This window comes from cf. Phormidesmis sp. LEGE 11477 (genome assembly GCF_015207105.1).
GTDB lineage: Bacteria > Cyanobacteriota > Cyanobacteriia > Phormidesmidales > Phormidesmidaceae > Phormidesmis.
Genome location: NZ_JADEXO010000002.1, coordinates 100,007 through 117,471, shown reverse-complemented (window position 1 = coordinate 117,471; position 17,465 = coordinate 100,007). Strand labels below are relative to the sequence as shown.

The window sequence follows — 17,465 nt, the reverse complement described above, 5'->3', positions numbered from 1 at the left end:
GACTTTTCACTTTTGATCTTATTCGTACCTGCCACTGATTCTATGCGTACTCGCCACCGCCGCCCTAGCCGCATTCCCGAAGTCAACTTAGTGCCGATGATGGACGTCTTGATGACGGTGCTGATCTTCTTCGTGGTTATTTCCATGGGCCTAACGGGCGTTCAGATCAACGGGGTGACGCTACCTCGCTCTGTTAATAGTACAGATGAAAGCATAACGAGCAGTGCAGATGAGCCAGTGCCTTTTGTGATCGGCCTGACTGCTCAAAGGCAGCTAGTCTTAGAGGGCGAAATTATTCAGATGCGGAATTTGTCACCTAGACTGAGAACTTATTTTCAGGAGAATCCTGATGGCTCGATCTTGCTAAAGGCGGATCGGACGCTACCCTATGACGATATCGCTAATCTGCTAGATGAGCTGAGAGGGATTGGCGGTCGCCGAGTCTCGTTAGCCGTAGAATAGTAAGGGGATGCCTGCGTCATTGATTGGTACCCGACCGCTGGCTCTAAAGCTCTTGACGACAAGGAATGGTTCAATTGATGGACTCAGATCGCGTTGACCGTTTGCTTGAAGATCTCAAGCAGCCAGACGCCGAAGTACGCGATCATGCCACCTCCTTGTTTTGGCATGCTTGGTTTCACCAAAAGGGTGTCTATGGCGCTCAGCAGCTAATGGAAGCGCAAACCCTCCTTGAATCGGGTGAGCCGAGTCAGGCTGAAGCCCTACTGAATGATATTGTCGAGGCGCAGCCCGATTTTGCTGAAGCCTGGAATCGTCTGGCGGTTCTGCACTATACCCAAAGAGAGTATTGGCGGGCGATCGCAGCCTGTCAAAAAGCAATTGCGCTGGTGCCGTATCACTTTGGGGCGCTGCACGGGCTAGGTCTTAGCCATAGCGCCGTGGGCAACTACACTGCTGCGATTCAGTCTTTTCGCCGGGCACTGACCATTCAGCCTTATTCACTCGTTAACCAGCGCTTGATCTTAGAATGCACCGCAAAGCTAGGATAGAAATAAGCCGCTGTAGCTAGATCGCCTTTCACTTTATCTCTAACTATGCAAACTTTATCTTCCCCCCCTGCTGCTAACTCAGAGCCGACAACGACGCCGTCGGCTAGCACGCCTACTGCGGTCACTTTCGATACGACCATCCATCGTCGGCAGACCCGGCCCGTAAAAGTAGGCGATGTCACAATCGGCGGCGGGCATCCGGTCGTGGTGCAGTCCATGATCAACGAAGATACCTTGGATATTGACGGCTCGGTGGCAGCGATTCGACGGCTGCATGAAGTGGGCTGTGAAATTGTCCGCGTGACGGTGCCGAGTATGGCGCACGCTAGGGCGCTATCCAAGATCAAAGATCAGCTAGTCCAGACCTACCAACCTGTGCCACTGGTGGCCGATGTACATCACAACGGCATGAAGATTGCTCTTGAAGTGGCTAAGCATGTCGATAAGGTGCGGATTAATCCAGGTCTGTATGTATTTGAGAAAGCAGAGAGCGATCGCACCGAATACACCCAGGCCGAATTTGACGCCATCGGCAAAAAGATCCGCGAAACCTTAGAGCCGCTGGTTGTTTCATTGCGCGATCAAAACAAGGCTATGCGGATTGGTGTCAATCATGGCTCCTTAGCTGAGCGGATGCTGTTTACCTACGGTGATACCCCCGAGGGCATGGTTGAATCGGCCCTAGAATTCATTCGTATCTGCGAATCTCTCGACTTTCACAACATCGTTCTGTCGCTCAAAGCCTCGCGAGTACCCGTCATGCTAGCGGCCTATCAACTGATGGTTCAGCGCATGGACGAGCTAGGCATGAGCTATCCGCTGCACCTGGGCGTCACTGAAGCAGGCGATGGTGAATATGGGCGGATTAAGTCCACTGCAGGAATTGCCACATTGCTAGCGATGGGTATTGGCGATACTATTCGCGTCTCCTTGACAGAATCCCCCGAAAAAGAAATCCCAGTTTGCTACAGCATCTTACAAGCGCTGGGCCTGCGTAAAACCATGGTGGAATACGTGGCCTGTCCTTCTTGTGGGCGCACGCTATTTAATCTAGAAGAGGTTTTACACAAGGTTAGAGAAGCTACCAATCATCTGACCGGACTCGACATCGCGGTAATGGGCTGCATCGTCAACGGGCCGGGTGAAATGGCCGATGCGGACTACGGCTATGTCGGCAAGCAGGCAAATACTATTGCTCTATATAGAGGGCGCGAAGAAATTAAACGTGTTCCTGAAGAGAACGGTGTCGAAGAGCTAATTAACCTGATCAAATCAGACGGACGGTGGGTAGAACCCGATACAGACTGACGCTCAATGAGGCTATCGGTATTTGCGGTGTTGATTGACGCTAAGAGCGGTGAACGCTTAAAAAAGTGGCCCACCGATCGGCTCACCTACCCCGCAGCGCTTTCTAAGGTTTCTTCTAAGGCTTTCTTCTAAGGTTTCCAAGACAGACTCCTCCTGAAAACCTTGCTAACGGAGCCTTAACTTACTCTCTGCTCAGTAGAGGAGGCTTCTTACCCTTAGCTCAGGCTACAAACAAAAGGGTTGTGTTAAATTGGGCGTACTCACAACGTCCTCCACGCAGGATTCTAATTCTTTATGGCAGTTAACAAGCGCGGTTTTATCTTGGGAGCGACTGCGCTGGCGAGCGCAGCTCTAGTCATTACAGGTACAGGTATTCAGCTATCTGACGGGCAGGCTTTCTTCAAAGACGGCCCCAAAGAGATAGTTGATGAGGTGTGGAACCTGATCGATAACCAGTACGTTGATGAGTCTTTCAATTCGCTAGATTGGAATGACGTTCGCCTAGATTATCTCAACCGCACCTACACCGATAAAGAATCTGCATACGTGGCCGTGCGCGAGATGCTAGAACAGCTCGACGATCCGTATACACGATTTATGGATCCTGACGAGTTCAATAACATGCAGATCGAGACCTCTGGGGAACTCACTGGGGTCGGTATTCAAATTTCTAAAGAAGAAGAGACTGAGGATATTGTTGTTGTCTCTCCTATCGAGGCTACGCCTGCTTTTGAGGCTGGCTTACTTTCGGGTGATATTATTACCTCGATTGACGGCAACAGCACAGAGGGTATGGAGCTGAACGACGCCGTTAGCCTGATTCGTGGGCCTGTGAACTCTGACGTTGTTCTTTCTGTAGACAGAGACGGTAGAGCCTTAGAGTTTGAGCTTACCCGCGCTCGTATTGAGATTCACCCTGTACGCTTCTCTGTTAAAGACAGTCCGCAAGGCTCTATTGGCTACATTCGGCTCACGCAATTTAGTAGCAACGCGGCGGCTGAGATGAAGGACGCCATTGAATCATTAGAAGAGCGGAAAGTGACCGGCTATGTTTTAGATCTTAGATCCAATCCCGGTGGGTTGCTGTTTTCTAGCATCGAGATTGCCAAGATGTGGATAGAAGAAGGCACGATTGTCTCTACGGTTGATCGAAATTCTACGAGTAGCGAAGAAGTCGCTCATAGTGAAGCGTTAACGGATAAGCCTTTAGTCGTTTTAGTAGACGGCGGATCTGCTAGCGCGAGTGAAATTCTCTCTGGCGCACTGCAGGACAATCAGCGAGCTACGCTTGTAGGGACGCAGACCTTTGGTAAAGGGTTGGTGCAGTCGGTAAGGGGATTGACTGATGGATCTGGAATTGCAGTGACCATTGCCAAATATCTAACGCCTTCTGGTCGCGATATTAATAAGCTAGGCATCGAGCCCGATTACATCGTAGAGCTGAGCGATGAACAGCGTGAGGCACTAGTAGAAGATCGTGACAAGGTTGGCACTTTGGACGATCCGCAGTATGCAGAAGCCCTGAAAATTTTAACGGATGAGGTTCGCCTGCAGCGCCAATCTGCTAGCAGTGCTGGTGTCGCAGATCGCTAGGTGCGGTAGTAATTGCACAGTATAGCTTTGGTCACTTAGCCCACTACATTCGTGCCCTCTAGAACCGTTATGCACTTCGGGCTGAGCAGCTAGCCATCGTACGTAGGCTTTGCCTTCTTGCAGAGTGTGCATCCGATGACGGCTGTAACGACTGATCGGCTCAGATGGCGGGCTGACATTTTCCGGCTCTAATTAAGCCAATGCGTTTCGCAATGGCCTGTTCTTGCGTTTCAAACGGCCCCCATTGTGAAGGTACTTCAGTAGGTGATGCTGTTTCACTATCTGATGCGGTCGATGCTTCTAGCTCTTGTTCAGACACGATTTTGCACTCCTGAGACTCTTGTTTAACGATGTACCAGTTTTCTTCAGAAGACATATATCATTTGCCACTTTGCTCTACACATAGCTTTCCGCACTTTGCTTACTACACTACGAAAGGCTACGGCCCTTGCCCTACAACGCAAAGTGCATAGCAATTGCACGGATGCATCCGCGCATTGCTATATTATCCTAGCGGTGAGCCCCTGTTATAAAAGAACAAAAAAGACTGTCACGAGGCGGAAGATTTGTTTAATAGTCTGTCAACCCATGACCCTTCATCCTACGAAAGCATCGGTCCCACTGGTTGACTGTAGTCAATTGCTAAACGATACTTCGCTCGTCGATAGACACCTGTCATGAGCGACCGTAAATCAATCGTCAAAGACACATCTTCGGGCTTTAGTGGCAGTAAGAAAGTCGGAATGCTCTGCTGTAGTCCAAACTCATACAGCTCGGCGCGAGGTCTCATATCACTTCGACTCACCAGAACGCTGTAGCATGCCTGCCGTTCTATCCCAATCACAGACAGCGGCCTGCCGCCCCGAAGCAGATCGATTCCGACCAGATTTGTCAGATTAGAGAGCACTTGGTAACGTTTTTTCTCATAAGCGCTTCTTCCTTCACCTGCTCGTTTGTTTTTAGGTGATAGCAGCTCCACGGCAGTGACTACCATGCCACTGCTCACGTCTCGAATTTCTAGGTAGCGTTCCTGTACCTCTTCAACCGTGGGAACAATTACTGTTTTGGGTATCACTGCTGTAGTCAGCCTTTTGTTTGTCTTCGGCTGCGTCTTCTAGGACACTAACGCAACGTCTGGAATCCTGACCATTAAGCTCTCGTCAGTATCACTTAGATAGATTCGTTTTTCAATGGCAACTCGATAAGCGTCAGAAAGCTGTTCGCTAAGGTCATCAGCTAGAGCAACGATTAATCGACTGTGAACCTCACTCCATAGTTCAGGCGCTTCTAGATAGGGGTCCATTCCTGGAAAAGGCGAAGGCATTATCAAGAGCTTCAATTGTGATTCTTGTATTCTAACGACTCTGATACTTCAAGCTGCTTTGAATCGAATTACATAGCTTTTAGATGTTCACATACTGCGTTGGCGGTAGCAGGGGCGAGCAATACACCATTGCGATAGTGGCCTGTTGCTAGTATGACGTTTTCTATATCCCCCAACGGCTTGATCACAGGGGCTGGTTGTCCTACTGGGCGAGGGCGTAGCCCACTCCAGGTATTAAGGATGTCGGCCTGAGCGATCGCATGGCAAAATCGCGCTGCTCCCTGCTGCAAGTTCTTCAATCCGTCCGCTTTCGCACTCGGTGGTACATCGCCTTCAGGAAATTCTACTGTCGCCCCTAGCCAATAGCGATTTTTTCCTAATGGAACAAACTGAATATCGTCACCGTTGATCACGGGCTGGAATGTGCGATCGCCCACTTCACCTTTCAGCCTAATTTCCATCGCCTGTCCTAATACTGGCATCAGCTCTAAAGGCTCAGCCGATATTTCAGAGAGCCGGGCCGAGCCCAGCCCAGCCGATAAAATCACCCAGTCTGCAGCAGTCTCTCCCTTTGCTGTTTGCACTCCTACACAGCTCGATCCGTTCATATTTAAGCCCGTTACTTTAGCACCAAAAAGAAAACGAACGCCTTTTTGCTGTGTAGCGGCTACCAGTGCCTGCGTCAGTTTAGCCGGATGCACCTGAGCGTCCATCGGAGAATAGATGGCAGCGGCTACAGATCGAAGGGTGCGATCGCCATTCTCATCTTTGAGTTCGCTTTCCAGCTCGATATGCGGACATTTTTCTTTTAACTCACCTGGCGACCAGATCTCTAGAGGCCATCCTTGCGCCGCTCGCTTCTCTTTGAGCTGATGCCAGCGAGACAGTTTGTCTTCATCAAAGCAGAGGCTAACAATTCCTTGTGAATTAAAAGGAACAGAATACCCTTGCTCCTGTAGCTCATCCGTTAGCGAGCGGTAGCGACGAATGCTTTTCTCTCTTAGTCGCCAAGTTCTTCCTTTTACCTTTTGACTAATGACGCCCATCAAGACGCCAAGTGCTGCACCTGTAGATCCTTGGGCTGGCGAATATTCGTCTATAACGCAAATATCAGCTGCTATTTGAATACTCAGTTCATAGGCGATCATCGCGCCAACAATACCACAGCCAACGACAATAATCTTGGGTTTCATGCGGTTGTATCAGGGTCTATTGAATAAAAAACAAATAAAAAACAGAGGATGATAAGACACCCTCTGTTTGCTCGAAGACTACTTGAAGATCCGCAGCAGTTTGCGCTTAGTACTGATCGGCCTTGGAGCTGTCTACTAGACTCATGTACTAGACCTATTCACCATCCTCTAAGTTTTCTGCATCTCCGCCTAGCGCTTCCATTGTCCTTTCAGTATCTCCGTCCAACATAACTGGCGTACGAACCATATCTTCTTCTTCAGCCCGAATGATCTCTTCATCTGGGAAGGTCGTGCTCATCTCGTATACATCGACTTCTTCTTTTGCCTGATCGATGGCGTTTTGACGAGCCCCTTCAGGCACAATGCTTAGCAAAGCCTCAAAGTCGCCTACAAACTCACGGTATTGAGTCAGTGCTTCGCCATAGTTCCGCTCTTGAGAGGCTTCGTCTAGATTTTGTAAGTGGCCTAAAATTTCTTCAGACAGTGCCTTTGCCTTTGGCTGATCGGTGGGCAGTAGCTGCCCAGATAGCCGCAGTAGCTCAGCGCGAAGCTGACCTAGTGGTCCGTGGGTAAAGTTGTCGACGTTGACCCAGTTGTCTTTCTCGATGTAGTTCAGCAGTTCAGGAAAGCGATTGCGCGATGATTCTAGTCGGCGAACGTAGTTTGTTATCTGAGCGACTTTTTCGGGGGTGTAGGTAGGGGCTACAGCCTCGGGGCCACCGCCACAGCTCACCAAAAATGTGGCGATCGCGGCTAGCAGAACACCAACGATGGCTTTGTATCGTCTCATGGGAAACCTCGGGATCGATCTATGAAGTGCGTCTTTTAGTGTAAATCAGCGTGTCCGGTTCTCAAATGCTCTAAAAGAGGGAAATTGAGAACAGTAAATAGTGAATGGAGCTTAGCGCCAAAGCCGATCGGCCATTCGGCAGACGTCTCGCATCTCGGGGCCGTCGTGTACGCGGATGATGTCTGCGCCGTGGGCGATCGCACAGTCCACTGTCGCCGCCGTTCCCCACAGGCGATCTTTTGCGTTGGGTTGATTGAGGATTTTGCCGATAAAGCTTTTGCGAGATGTTCCGACCAGAATCGGACAGTTCAAAGCTTTGAGCGCTTCAAGCTCTTTTAGGATGGTGAGGTTTTGGCTGACAGTTTTGGCAAATCCAATGCCAGGATCGACCACAATTTTCTTGGGATCGATGCCAGCTTCTACGGCTTTATCGGCTTGTCCGGCTAAGAATAGAACGATTTCTCGCATTAGATCGTCGTAGTCGGTCATTTGCTGCATGGTTTCAGGCGTACCTCGCAAATGCATCAGCATGATAGGTGCGTTCGCCTTGGCCGTCACGTTCAAGATGTCGGGCTCGTAGGTGCCCCCGGAGATGTCGTTGACGATATCTGCGCCTGCTTCTAGAGCGGCTTTGGCAATTTCGGCGCGGGTAGTATCGACTGAAATAGGAATGTTTTGCAGCTGATTGTGAGGGTGGCTGCGGATGGCTTTGATAATGGGCAGGACGCGATCACATTCTTCTGCTAGCGTGGTCGGCTTTGAGCCAGGGCGACTAGACTGTCCGCCAATGTCCAAAATATCCATATCCGCTTCTACTAACGCAATCGCCTGAGCTAGGGCTGTTTCGAGCGTATTAAATTCACCCCCGTCGCTAAAGCTATCGGGCGTTACGTTCAGCACGCCCATCAGATAAGTGCGATCGCCCCAAATAAATTTTTGATCGCGAATTTGCCACATAGTTGCTGCCTGCGCTGCCACCTGACCTTCGATCATGAATAGTCTAGCGAGCCTGTCGTAGGTGCCCGGCCCGAGGTATTCGGGGTGCGATCGCCCTCTGCCGAACACCCACACCGGTCTACCGTCTTCTAAAATGCGAATATCTTTGAACCAGCTCTTGAGCGACGATTTCATCGCATTCGCCTGCTCTAATGCATCTGTCCACCGTTCGAACGCCTCCTCGTATCCAGGTGTCACTACCTTGAAAGCCATCGCTCATTCCTACCCGCTGCAAAACACTACTCAGACTGCTGCTCAAACTGTCGTTCCAACTGCCGCCCAGTCCATCAGTACAGCAGATTTTATCTATTCGCCGCCCCCCACTGCCAAAACGGCAAGACGAATCTTGGTAAAACCAAACCTCGGCTATCCGGTCGGACCGCCCGTCACCGTCAGTATGACTGTACTCAGCAACGTGTTAGAAGGGCTGAGAAAGGCTAATCCTACCGCCGAAATCCTAATTGTCGAGGGCGTTTGCTCTAAGGTTTCGCTGGCGGATATTGCTGTCAAGAATGGCCTAATGCCTTTACTAGCCGAAGGGATCAGACTACTCAATGCAGATGAATTAGAGTGCATCGAGTACCCTAACCAGTTGCCTGAGCCCGTTCGCTTCAAGACAATGTGGGCACCGAAGCTGCTACAGGAAGTAGACTGCCGAATTTCTGTGAGTGCTTTCAAAAAGACGAATTTGAAAGGTAGAGAGCTGATCTCTGCCTCGCTCAAAAATCTCTACGGCCTATTTCCTAGAGAGAAATACAGGGCTCGCAGCCCACACTCACGCGGTCAGCTGCATCGTCCGTCTGTGCCGCTGGTTTTACAAGATGTGTATTTCTGTATCGGGCATTTGTTTGATGGTGGGGTGGTGGATTGCGATCGCAAGTTCATCAGTCACGACTACAAGCCTGACAAGGGCAACAGCTTCGACATAGGTCAGGTTATCTGGGGAAATGACTTGCTAGCTGTTGACCAGCTTGCTTGCGAGGTCGCTCAAGAACGCCAGGCAGATTATCTAGCCCCGATCGCTACACTTCGTCCGCCTGCTTAGCTGATCTGCCAACTCATCCATAGGGCTAAAGCAAGAATGATGCCGCTGCCTGCTAACAAAACGCATTTTTATAGTTAAAATAGTATCTAAATATACAGTTTCATTTTTCAGCTAGACAGTGCAAAATAAGTCTCACTTCACTTCATCCGCCGATCAACCTCAGCAACCCGTTGGACAGTCTTCTCGAACGCAGTCCAACAAGACCCTCTGGAAATCAATTCTTCGTTTTATGGTGCAGCGGCCTCAAGCGTCTGCACAATCGTCCATCGTCATGGCCAAAGATCGCTATAGCGCTAAGGCTAGCCTTTATCCTTATCTTCCTGCTAGCGAGGAGCAGCGCGATTGGCTAGAGCGAATTTACCACGATCAATAGCGCTTCAGTCGCTCCTTTGTGTCCAATGCTTTTAGCGCAGCGGTAGGTTGTCCAGATTTTCTTGTGCCTGCTCGACGCTGACAACTACTTCAGCATCACTTGTAGAGGATACTGTTTTGCGGAACTGGCGCAAGATATCTAGTAGATTAGCCTAGTGCTCTTCAGGTGTTGCTTCAACTTCGTCAAGTAATACTTGAAGAGGAATTGAAAGCGAGTTAGGGCGATTTGCTATCATCTACAAGCTATCAGCAGAATGCTTACCTAAAAGTCGGCTTTGAACCACGCCTATAGAAGACACATATTAGGAGCTTTGCTTAGATGGGGGTTTTGCAAAACCAATCGAATCGGCCTCAGCTTAAGAACCAACTCAAGGCCATTCGCGGCGCGTTCTTAGATTTTGTAGATGACCCCTTTTATGTACCTGAAGCCGAAAGCGTCCGCTATCTGCCAGATGGCCTGCTAGTTCTAGAGAATGGGAAAATCAAAGCCTTTGGCCCCTATGAAGAACTGCAAGCTGAGTACGGAGATATTCCGATTACCATTTATGCGGATCGGCTGATTATGCCAGGGTTCATTGATACCCATATCCACTATCCCCAAACTGGGATAATTGCAGCCTACGGAGAACAACTGCTCGAATGGCTAAATCAGTACATATTTCCAACAGAAGGAAAATTCAAAGACAAAGATTATGCCAGAGCCGTTGCTGAAATCTTTTTAGACCAGCTCCTTCGCAACGGCACCACTACCGCGCTTGTCTTTGCCACCGTATTCCCCCAATCTGTAGATGCTTTCTTTGAAGCTGCAGAGCGCCGCAACCTCTGCATGATCGCTGGCAAAGTGATGATGGATCGCAACGCCCCCAAAGCGGTTTGCGATACTGCCGAATCCTCCTACCAAGAGACCAAAGCCCTGATTCAAAAGTGGCACAAAAAAGGCCGGCTTCGCTACGCTGTCACGCCTCGCTTTGCGATTACCTCAACAGACGAACAGCTACAAAAGGCAGGCGATCTACTCAGAGAATTTCCCGACGTCTATCTGCACACGCACATTTCCGAAAATCTCAAGGAAGTCGCCTGGGTGAAAGAACTCTTTCCCAACTGTAGTGGCTACCTAGACGCCTACGATCAGGCCGGACTGGTGAAGGAACGTTCTGTTTTTGCCCACGGTGTACATTTGAGCGATGCAGAATTTCAACGGCTTTCAGAAGCGAAGAGTGCGATCGCCTTTTGTCCTACTTCAAATTTGTTCTTAGGCAGTGGCTTGTTCAATATTGAGCAGGCAAAATCGTCGGAGTATCCAGTCAAGGTTGGATTAGGTACAGATGTTGGCGCGGGCACTAGCTTCTCACTCTTACAGACCGCTAACGAGGCTTACAAAGTAGCGCAGCTACGGCAGCAAAAGCTATCACCATTTGAGGCACTATTTTTAGCCACTTTAGGCGGCGCAAAAGCACTGTGTCTAGAGGATAGCCTTGGCAGTTTTGATGTCGGCAAAGAGGCTGACTTTATCGTGCTCAATCTTCGATCTACGCCGCTGATGGCTTTTCGCAATAGTGCTGGTGTACCCACCTCTTTGGGCGAACTGAGCGATCGCGTTTTTTCACTGATCATGATGGGAGACGACCGCGCCATCGAAGCCGTTCATATATTGGGAGAGCTGGCCTACGAACAAACCGCCACGGGCTGAAATAAGGGTGTCTGACCTCTTGTATCTCTGTGCCCTTTAGCGATAGTGGTCGAGCCGCCGTAGACAAAAGCTTGGCTTCACTAGGGAACTTTAAGAGCGAACCTCTGACCACCCTCCGCACTTATGGCACCTCTCACTAATGCTTCATCCCAGCTAGTCCCTGAGATTGCCGGCTACAGTATTACCGAGCAGCTCTACCTAGGCTCCCGGACCGCAGTCTACCAGGCAGTGCAAGCGGCAACGCAACAGCCAGTGGTGATCAAAGTGCTGCGGAAAGACTATCCTAGCTTTGGCGAATTGGTACAGTTTCGCAATCAGTATGTGATTGCCAAAAACCTAGCTATCCCTGGCATTGTCCATCCACTTAGCCTCGAACCCTTTGGTGGCGGCTATGCGCTGGTCATAGAAGACTGGGGCGGAGTGGCACTAAATCAGTATCTCCAACAGTCGCCGCTAGATCTCACTGAAGTGTTGGCGATCGCCCTGCAAATTACCGAGATTCTTCACGACCTGCACCAGCATCGGGTGGTGCATAAAGACATCAAACCCGCCAATATTCTGATTCACCCCGACTCCAAACAAGTCAAGCTGATCGACTTTAGTATTGCCTCCCTGTTGCCCAAGGAAACGCAAGAGATCCAGAATCCCAACATTTTGGAAGGGACGCTGGCCTATCTGGCACCAGAGCAAACCGGGCGGATGAATCGTGGGATTGATTACCGGGCTGATTTCTATGCCTTTGGTGTCACGCTGTATCAGCTATTGAGCGGGCGACTACCGTTTGAATCATCCGATCCGCTAGAGTTGATGCATTGCCATATGGCCAAAGTGCCGATGCCGCTCGGTCAGGTCAACTCTGATGTGCCCGCGATGCTGGCGGCGATCTTGGCTAAACTAATGGCAAAAAATGCGGAAGATCGCTATCAGAGTGCTCTAGGACTCAAACACGATCTAGAGCGGTGTCTGGCGCAGTGGAAAGAAACGGGTAGTATCGCCGCCTTTGATTTAGCAGAACGGGACTTGAGCGATCGCTTCCTCATCCCCGAAAAACTCTACGGTCGCCAGGCTGAGATTCAAACGTTACTAGACGCCTTTGAGCGCGTTTCTGCCGGCACCTCAGAACTGATGCTGGTGGCGGGCTTTTCGGGCATCGGCAAAACAGCGGTAGTGAATGAAGTCCATAAGCCGATTGTGCGCCAGCGCGGCTACTTCATCAAAGGCAAATTTGACCAGTTTAATCGCAACATTCCTCTCTCTGCCTTTGTCCAAGCCTTGCGTAATTTAATGGGGCAATTGCTCTCCGAATCCGACGCCCAACTAGCGCAATGGCAAGCCAAAATCCTAGCTGTGGTGGGCGAAAACGGCCAGGTTCTGATAGACGTAATTCCAGAATTGGAGCAGGTGATTGGCAAACAACCCGAAGTTACAGAACTCTCCGGCAGTGCGGCCCAAAATCGATTTAATCTACTGTTCCAGAAGTTTATCGAAGTCTTTACCACCGCAGATCATCCCCTTGTATTGTTTTTAGATGATTTGCAGTGGGCCGATTCGGCATCACTTCAGCTGATTAGACTGTTGATGAATGACAACGGCTATCTGTTGATATTGGGAGCCTATCGAGACAATGAAGTGTCACCCGTTCACCCATTTATCCTAACGGTGGAAGACCTGAAGAAAGCCCAAGTGACTGTCAATACCATCACGCTGGCACCGTTGGCATTTGCCGACACCAATCATCTCGTCGCTGATACGTTAAATTGTTCGGTGGAATTAGCGCACCCCCTGGCCGAATTAATCGATCGCAAAGCCAAAGGTAATCCTTTTTTCACCACCCAGTTCCTCAAGGCATTGCATGAAGAAAGACACATTACGTTTAATCGAAACCGCCGCTATTGGGAATGTGACATTGCCCAGGTGAAAGCGTTATCGCTCACCGATGATGTCGTCGAATTTATGGCGCTGCAGTTGCAAAAATTACCTGCTGAAACCCAACAGGTACTGAAGCTAGCCGCTTGCATCGGCAATCAGTTTGACTTGGCGACCTTAGCAATTGTATTAGAACAGTCCCCTACCGATGTCGCGATCGCATTATGGCAGTCAATACAAGACGGTCTGATCTTACCCACCTCTCAGAGCTATAAATTCTTCCAAGACACGAGCCAAACAGATTGTCAGGACAATGTTAATCCAGCCTATCGATTTTTGCACGATCGAGTTCAGCAAGCCGCTCATTCGCTGATTCCCGAAGGCAAACAAAACACGACTCATCTTCAAATCGGGCGGCTGTTGCTGCAAAACACAGCCGCCGCAGACCTAGAGGCGACTATTTTTTCGATTGTTGCTCATTGGAATCTAGCTATTCCGACGATTACTGATGCAACAGAAATAGCTCGGCTTGTCGATCTCAATTTGTTGGCAGGACGCAAAGCCAAAGCTGCTGCTGCCTATACTGTTGCTCTAAATTATTTACAAACAGGGCTTAGGTTGCTGAGCCTAGAAGCTTGGGATACTCAGTACAAACTGGCGCTACATCTGCATGAAACCGCTGCCGAAGCTGCCTATTTAAGCGGTGAGTTTGAGGTGTTAGAACAACTTATTGCTACTGTACTCCAACAGGCGCGATCGTATCTCGACCAGGTCAAAGTTTACGAAGTACAGATACTAGCCTACGTGGCTCAATCTCGCCTAATCGATGCCTTACAAACTGGGCTATCAATTCTAAGATTTCTAGGCATTAATTTTCCAGAAACGCCGACACCAGAAGATCTACAGTGCGAATTGGCAGCTATCACCTCAGCGATGAACGGCAGAGCGATAGCTGACTTAGCACACCTTCCCGCTATGCAAGATGCTCCGTCTTTGGCGGCCATCCGTATCTTGGCGGCTCTCACCTCGGCTGCTTATCAAGCTGTACCGCACTTGTTTCCTTTTGTGTCCTGCAAGATGATGTCGCTCACGCTGCATCAGGGGAACTCACCTGCTAGTTCATTTACGTATGCTGGCTACGGGGTGTTGCAGTCAAATATCTTTCAGGATCTCGAAGCTGCTTATGACTATGGCCAACTCGCTTGTCAACTAGATTTAGATCCCTCTACGGGCAACCGTGTCAGCGGCACCTTTGCGGCTAGCTCTGTTTTGCTCTACGGAAAGAGGCATATTAGAGAATCTCTACCCTTTTTACTGCGAGCTTATCAAGCCGGACTAGAAACCGGAGATTTTCAATTTGGGGGCTATGCGCTCATGAACCGTGCCCAATATCTTTATTTCGTGGGCGAAGAGTTGAATCAGCTCTACAAGGAGATGGGAATTGGCTGTCAGTCCTTAGCGACCATCAAACAGGGGAACACCTTACCCTGGATGCAAAGTTTTGCTCAAGCAGTGCTGAATTTACTAGGACAATCTGCTGATCCTTGCGAGTTAACTGGGACTGCCTACGACGAGAGCAAATCGCTGCCGTTACAACTTGCGGCAGAGGATCGCACTGGGTTGCATTATGTCTATCTCAACAAGCTGATTCTGGCTTACCTGTTTGGCGACTATCAAAGTGCAGTTGATTACGCTGTGATCGCCGCATCCTATCTAGACGGAGTAGTTGGTTTTTTTGACGAGCATGTTTTCCGTTTCTACGATTCATTAGCCCAACTAGCTTGGTTTAGTAAGGCTGAGCAGGATTCACAAGTCGCTATCTTAGACAAAGTTCAGACCAATCAGGCCGAAATGCAGCGTTGGGCTAACCATGCCCCCATGAACTTCCAGCATAAGCATGACCTGATAGAAGCAGAGTACCGAAGCGTTTTGGGTCACACAATGGCTGCGGTAGAACACTATGATTTGGCGATCACAGGCGCTAAGACCAACGGCTACATCCAAGAAGAAGCCTTAGCCAACGAACTTGCTGCCAAGTTCTATCTCAACTGGGGCAAAGAAAAAATTGCACAAGAGTATCTGACCAATGCCTACTATGGCTATGCTCACTGGGGCGCAAAAGCCAAAGTCCAGGACTTGGAGCAGTGCTATCCCAACTTGCTCGCGCCGATTTCGCAACAACAACAACAGACCGCTTTATCGGCAACGGAAACCGTCTTTGCTATCAGTACGCTTACGTCATTTCAGGCTCCTGGTACCCAGCATTCCTCTACCTATGACAGCACCAATATCTCGGCTACCCTCGATCTGACAACCATTCTAAAAGCGTCGCAAACCCTGTCTAGTGAAATTCAACTCGACAAGCTCCTAGCCACCTTACTGCGTGCAGTACTCGAAAATGCTGGGGCAACCAAGGGCGCACTGCTGCTACCGCGTGAGAGCCAGTGGTTTGTAGAAGCTATTGCCACCGTCAATCAGCCAACCCGAGTAGACGCGATCGAGCTTTCTAGCAGTGTAGAGGTCCCCCACAGCTTAATTCACACCGTTAAACGCACTCAAAAACCTGTGGTGATCGTTAATGCTACTGGCCATCCCAACCTGGCCACCGATGCCTACGTGCTGCAGCATCAGCCTAAAAGTCTGCTTTGTACCCCCATTTTGCAGCAGGGCAAGCCCGTCGCCATTTTGTATCTAGAAAATCAAGTTACGGTCGGAGCGTTTACGGGTGATCGCGTTGAACTGCTCAACCTCCTCTGTACCCAAGCCGCCATCTCCCTAGAAAATGCTCGCCTTTATCAGGAGTCACAAGCCAATGCCCAAGAATTAGAACAGTCGCTACAAACCTTACAAAATGCCCAAGCAAAGTTACAGAAAAATGAGCAAATGATGCAACAACAGGCTCTGGCACTGGTGCAGCTTTCTGAAAGTAAAGCCATTAGCCAAGGGCATTTGAGTGATGCATTCCAAGAATTAACAACCATAACAGCACAACTGCTAGGCGTAGAACGAGTGAGTATTTGGCTGTTTGATGAGGATTGCACTCAAATTACATGTGTAGACCTGTTTCAACACTCCAGCCAAGATCATTCAACAGGTCTAGTGCTCAAGGTCGTTGACTACCCAGTCTATTTCTCAGCCATCACGTCAGAATCAATCCTAGCTATAGATGACACCTGGATCGATTCCTGTACCAGAGAGTTTAAGGAGGGCTATCTCGATGTATTTAATGTCTCATCTATGCTCGACGCTAGAGTTCAGGTCAATGGTCAAGTTAGCGGCGTAATTTGTTGTGAGCAAGTAGGGGATAAACGACAGTGGTGTCAGGCTGAAAAAACTTTTATCCGCTCGATTGCTAACTTGATTGCCCTGACTCTTGAGTCTAATCAACGTTCCCAGAAAACTCAAAAACTCAGACAGGTCTTGAAAGAGTTGGAGCAATCGCAACTGCAAACTGTCCAAAGCGAAAAAATGGCATCGCTGGGAAATCTTGTCGCAGGCGTCGCCCACGAAATCAATAATCCGATCGGCTTTCTCAACGGCAGCATTATCAATGGGAAAGACTATGTACAAGATTTACTGGAACATCTGGCCCTGTATCAACAGCACTACTCCAGTCCAGTCGCACCGATTCAGGAAAATGCAGAAGAAATTGATCTCGAATTCCTGAGTGAGGATTTACCTAAGTTGCTGGACGCCATGAAGGGTGCTAATGATCGCATCAAATCTATTAGCACAAGCCTGCGTACCTTCTCTCGCGCTGATACCGAGCACAAGGTCAGTGCCAATCTGCACGAAGGCATTGATAGCACCCTACTGATTCTCAAATATCGGCTCAAAGCCAATGAGCATCGCCCTGAGATTTCCGTCATCAGAGACTACGGGGAGCTACCTGACATCGACTGTTTCCCCGGCCAGCTCAATCAGGTATTTATGAATCTGTTGGCCAATGCCATTGATATCTTTGACGAAGCCGCTGATCAATCATCCTTTGCTGTGCTCAAAAAGCAGCCTCAAATTATCACGGTTCAAACGGTCTTGTGTCCTGACCAGAAAGGGCTCGAAATTCGTATTCGCGATAACGGTAAAGGGATGACAGAAGACGTGAAAGCACGGATCTTCGACCACCTGTTTACTACTAAAAGGGTGGGCAAAGGCACCGGGTTGGGCTTGGTAATCGCGCAGCAAATCGTCGCCGAAAAACATGGCGGTAGCTTGACCGTAGCGTCTGAGTTAGGAGAGGGCACTGAGTTTTGTATTCAACTCCCGTTCTAAAGATAC

At 49.5% G+C, this 17,465-nt stretch carries 12 protein-coding genes and 1 pseudogene; 8 read left to right on the top strand and 5 right to left on the bottom strand.

Annotated elements, in window-relative coordinates; genetic code table 11:
* Window positions 1–42: 42 nt before the first annotated feature.
* The 4 genes from IQ256_RS01385 (at window position 43) to ctpC (ending at window position 3,911) form a co-directional block, all read left to right on the top strand.
* On the top strand, window positions 43–462 hold the full coding sequence (locus tag IQ256_RS01385) for a biopolymer transporter ExbD (protein WP_193853518.1): 420 nt from the start codon (window positions 43–45) through the stop codon (window positions 460–462).
* Between the two features lie 77 nt (window positions 463–539).
* Complete coding sequence (locus IQ256_RS01380; RefSeq protein ID WP_193853516.1) at window positions 540–1,010, top strand: tetratricopeptide repeat protein; 471 nt, start codon at window positions 540–542, stop codon at window positions 1,008–1,010.
* Window positions 1,011–1,055: 45 nt separating this feature from the next.
* The gene (ispG, locus tag IQ256_RS01375; protein WP_193853514.1) at window positions 1,056–2,318 is read left to right on the top strand and encodes a (E)-4-hydroxy-3-methylbut-2-enyl-diphosphate synthase; all 1,263 of its coding nucleotides are present in this window, start codon (window positions 1,056–1,058) and stop codon (window positions 2,316–2,318) included.
* Window positions 2,319–2,612: 294 nt separating this feature from the next.
* Window positions 2,613–3,911, top strand: a complete 1,299-nt coding sequence (gene ctpC, locus IQ256_RS01370) for a carboxyl-terminal processing protease CtpC (RefSeq protein ID WP_193853512.1) — start codon at window positions 2,613–2,615, stop codon at window positions 3,909–3,911.
* 160 nt (window positions 3,912–4,071) lie between these two features.
* Here the strand turns inward: ctpC and IQ256_RS01365 are convergent, their stop codons facing one another.
* From IQ256_RS01365 to folP, 5 genes and pseudogenes are all read right to left on the bottom strand, one after another.
* Window positions 4,072–4,287, bottom strand: a complete 216-nt coding sequence (locus tag IQ256_RS01365) for a DDE transposase family protein (protein ID WP_193853510.1) — start codon at window positions 4,285–4,287, stop codon at window positions 4,072–4,074.
* Between the two features lie 225 nt (window positions 4,288–4,512).
* Window positions 4,513–5,235: pseudogene (locus tag IQ256_RS01360) on the bottom strand (DUF4058 family protein).
* 68 nt (window positions 5,236–5,303) lie between these two features.
* Window positions 5,304–6,428, bottom strand: coding sequence for an FAD-binding oxidoreductase (locus IQ256_RS01355; RefSeq protein WP_193853508.1), 1,125 nt, complete (start codon window positions 6,426–6,428; stop codon window positions 5,304–5,306).
* Between the two features lie 154 nt (window positions 6,429–6,582).
* Window positions 6,583–7,218, bottom strand: coding sequence for a photosystem II protein PsbQ (gene psbQ, locus IQ256_RS01350; RefSeq protein WP_193853506.1), 636 nt, complete (start codon window positions 7,216–7,218; stop codon window positions 6,583–6,585).
* Window positions 7,219–7,329: 111 nt separating this feature from the next.
* A complete protein-coding gene (gene folP / locus IQ256_RS01345) occupies window positions 7,330–8,427 on the bottom strand; it encodes a dihydropteroate synthase (RefSeq protein ID WP_193853504.1) in 1,098 nt (365 codons plus the stop codon).
* Between folP and IQ256_RS01340 the strand changes: the two genes are divergently transcribed.
* From IQ256_RS01340 to IQ256_RS01325, 4 genes are all read left to right on the top strand, one after another.
* On the top strand, window positions 8,417–9,259 hold the full coding sequence (locus IQ256_RS01340) for a DUF362 domain-containing protein (protein WP_228024453.1): 843 nt from the start codon (window positions 8,417–8,419) through the stop codon (window positions 9,257–9,259). The two genes, folP and IQ256_RS01340, sit on opposite strands and share 11 nt — an antisense overlap.
* Window positions 9,260–9,377: 118 nt before the next feature.
* Entirely contained in the window at window positions 9,378–9,632 is a 255-nt protein-coding gene (locus IQ256_RS01335) for a hypothetical protein (protein ID WP_193853499.1), read from the top strand.
* Between the two features lie 318 nt (window positions 9,633–9,950).
* A complete protein-coding gene (gene guaD / locus IQ256_RS01330; protein ID WP_193853497.1) occupies window positions 9,951–11,321 on the top strand; it encodes a guanine deaminase in 1,371 nt (456 codons plus the stop codon).
* A gap of 123 nt (window positions 11,322–11,444) precedes the next feature.
* On the top strand, window positions 11,445–17,459 hold the full coding sequence (locus IQ256_RS01325; protein ID WP_193853495.1) for an AAA family ATPase: 6,015 nt from the start codon (window positions 11,445–11,447) through the stop codon (window positions 17,457–17,459).
* Window positions 17,460–17,465: the final 6 nt, after the last annotated feature.